The organism is Coprococcus sp. TM115-187 (assembly GCF_027679115.1).
In the GTDB taxonomy this organism is placed as follows: Bacteria; Bacillota; Clostridia; order Lachnospirales; family Lachnospiraceae; genus Allocoprococcus; species Allocoprococcus comes.
Genome location: NZ_JAQEKS010000048.1, coordinates 1 through 2,886, shown reverse-complemented (window position 1 = coordinate 2,886; position 2,886 = coordinate 1). Strand labels below are relative to the sequence as shown.

4 protein-coding genes are annotated in these 2,886 nt (G+C 31.2%); 1 reads left to right on the top strand and 3 read right to left on the bottom strand.

The window, feature by feature from the left end; translation table 11 throughout:
- The first annotated feature begins 110 nt into the window (after positions 1-110).
- Positions 111-470 (top strand): helix-turn-helix transcriptional regulator, encoded by a 360-nt coding sequence (locus PGW42_RS15705; RefSeq protein WP_270235188.1) that lies wholly within the window; start codon positions 111-113, stop codon positions 468-470.
- Between the two features lie 231 nt (positions 471-701).
- On the opposite strand, the gene PGW42_RS15700 is transcribed toward PGW42_RS15705, so the two are convergent.
- The 3 genes from PGW42_RS15700 to PGW42_RS15690 all read right to left on the bottom strand — a co-directional run.
- Complete coding sequence (locus PGW42_RS15700) at positions 702-1,601, bottom strand: sensor histidine kinase (protein WP_270235187.1); 900 nt, start codon at positions 1,599-1,601, stop codon at positions 702-704.
- A gap of 9 nt (positions 1,602-1,610) precedes the next feature.
- Positions 1,611-2,348, bottom strand: coding sequence for an ABC transporter permease (locus PGW42_RS15695; protein WP_270204082.1), 738 nt, complete (start codon positions 2,346-2,348; stop codon positions 1,611-1,613).
- A 15-nt stretch (positions 2,349-2,363) separates the two neighbouring features.
- Positions 2,364-2,886: ABC transporter permease (locus PGW42_RS15690; RefSeq protein ID WP_270235186.1), on the bottom strand; the 523-nt coding region annotated here is incomplete at its 5' end.

Below are 2,886 nucleotides of genomic sequence, written 5' to 3'. Positions count from 1 at the left end.
CCTATTTGCATCAATAACAAATAGACTGTTTTTAAAACATCTGATATATGAGTTTTTAATACATTCTAATCGCACAACATGAAGTATAAACTCATGCTAGATGATTAAAAATGAGAAAAAAGAAAGATACACACAGCTTTGATTTTCGTCCTTTAGGACTGACAATCAGAGAAGCCAGAGAGAAAGCAGGGCTTTCCAGAAATGATTTAGGCGATAAAGTCTTTTACGGAGAACGTCATATCGCAGATATTGAAAATATCGGAAAACACCCTAGCTTTCAGTTATTCCATGATTTAGTTACAATGTTCAATATATCTGTTGACGAGTATTTCTATCCAGCGAAGAATGTTGAGAAAAACACAGCCCGCCGTCAGATAGATTCGTCACTTGATTTATTGAGTGATAATGAATTAAAAATCATTCAAGGTACGATTGACGGTATCTTGAACAGCAGAGAGAATAAGAAGTGATTTGCTTCTTGTTTTCTCTGTTTTCCTATACAGATTCTTCAACATTTATTTGTTGATCTGCTCCGCAGGCAACAAATAAGAGCCGACTATCCTTATTTCTTTATCGTAAATTTACTTGTTACACAGTAATGAAAAAAGCCAATAGTTTGTAACTGAACTTTACAAACTATTGACTTTACATTTTGATGTCCACTCTTCAATGAATTATCATACGAATATATCTTCAATACTTTATAATTCAAGAGTAATAATAAGGCTATTGGCATGTACTTTTGCAACAATATTTCCGCCAAGAATGGCAACAAGTGTTTTTACTACCGCAAGTCCCAATCCTGTACTTCCATTATGTCTTGATTTATCACCTGTATAAAAACGGTCAAAAAGTCGATTGCAATCAATTTCTGAACTGTCACTCATTGGATTTTCAATGGTAAATATAATATTATTATTTTCTTTCTCCATAAGAGTTATTTTTATCGTTCCAACAGAATACTTAATTGCATTTGTCAACAGATTTTGTAAAATTCGTTCTACCATATTTTTATCAGAATATACGTATATTGAATAATCTGGAAGATTTATTTCGGGTAAAATATTCTCCTTTTCTAATGCAACGGCATTTTCCGTAATTAAATTTATTAACATATTAGATATATTAAACTTTTCTTTTTCTGGAACTGTCTGCTGTTCCTCCAAAATAGAAAGGTCATAGAATGTTTCTACCAATTCTTTCATTTTTTCGGCTTTGCTAAAAATCACTTTTACACGCTGTGCTTGACTGGATTCCAAATTTTCTTTTTGCAATAATTGTAAATGACCAAGAATGACTGTAAGAGGTGTACGCAAATCATGTGATATATTAGCAACAGATTCTTTTAAATACTCTTCATTGCGTAATACGCCTGCAACAGCCTGTCGTTGTCTGATATTATATTGATTCAATATACCAGCCAGTCTTTCTAAATCTTTATCAATCAACGAAATGTCTAACATCTGCTGTGAATTTCCAGAATTCAATTCATTAACTTGATCCGCAAGATTACGGATTTGTTTTTTTAATTGAATATATCGAAATAGCAGCATTACTAAAAATATTGTTATGACAATTAAAATCCATTCTATGTTAGACATTTTCTCCACCTATTTAAAATCACATTTACAAAATTTTATCCACGAAAGCAATACCAATATACCAGACCATATACATCCTACTAAAATAGCTATCGGTTGAAAAAAGATTTTCATGCTGACAACGATTCTGATTTGATAAGTAGGTAAAAAACCGACTGGTAATCTCAACATCATTCCATAGCCAAGATATAAGCTAAGACCAAAAATAATAATTGCTGTAACCGAAGTTGCTTTTACAGCATCCTGTAAATAGCAACAAATAAGTATTGCAATTAGAAATATCGCACTATTAAGCAGACAAGAATAAATGATTGCTTTTATAATATTGTAAAAAAACATTCCCACGTCTGCAACACCAAAGCGTCCAAATTCCCTTATGCACCCTGAAACTGGATAGACAAGAGCCATAAGATTAAAAGCAATTAAATACGATATTATTTTACTTGTAAAAATTTGTTTTCTGGAATGTCCAGCACTGACCTCTAAGTTTATTGTTCTCTTAGAAAATTCCTGTCCTAAAATCAATGCAAGTATAGCCGACATGATGATAAGAAGAAACGTAGAATCATACACCATTCCATTAAAAATATCAGCAAGAGAAGAAACAATTTCTTCTGTCGGTCCCATGACCTCTGTAACATAAGTATCTGCTGTAAAAAATCCTAAAATAAATATTCCAATCATACCACACCAGTAAATAGAATTATGTAACAACTGATATTTTTCCAGTTTTAATAATTTATCCATAAAAAACACCTCCGGTTATTTCAAGTCTGTATGTAAAAAAGCACTACCTGCAATGAAATATAAAATAAAATTCCATAAAAAATCTACAAACAAGCAAAAGTTTGTCGAATAGACCTTTTGCAATGAAATTAACCTAAGTTGTCCCATTGGTATTATTCTGCTGATTATTTGTGCAGATTCACTGTTCAGTAAAAAAATCATAACAAAAAATAAAACCATTGAAACTGTCAGTGTTTTCCCCATATCACGAAAAATAAAAGCAAAAAATATCGGTAATGCACACAGTGTTATCATGGCAAACAGAGTTAGTAAAACCATAGTATATGTGCTATCATTCCAAAAAAGTTTTTCTCCAATATAAAATTGACTAATAATTCCATGTACAAATAATGGAAATACCAGAATGATAATACAACCTATTTGAGATACAATTAACTTTACTCTAAATATAGAACTTCTTTTATGTCCGGCAGTAATATAAGTATTTAAAGTTCTTCCACTAAAATCACTTCCAATGAACAATGCTATAAACACTATA

Coding starts and splice junctions, on each gene's coding strand:
- PGW42_RS15705 (WP_270235188.1), top strand. CDS start 111: ATGAGAAAAAAGAAAGATACACACAGCTTTGATTTTCGTCCTTTAGGA.
- PGW42_RS15700 (WP_270235187.1), bottom strand. CDS start 1,601: ATGTCTAACATAGAATGGATTTTAATTGTCATAACAATATTTTTAGTA.
- PGW42_RS15695 (WP_270204082.1), bottom strand. CDS start 2,348: ATGGATAAATTATTAAAACTGGAAAAATATCAGTTGTTACATAATTCT.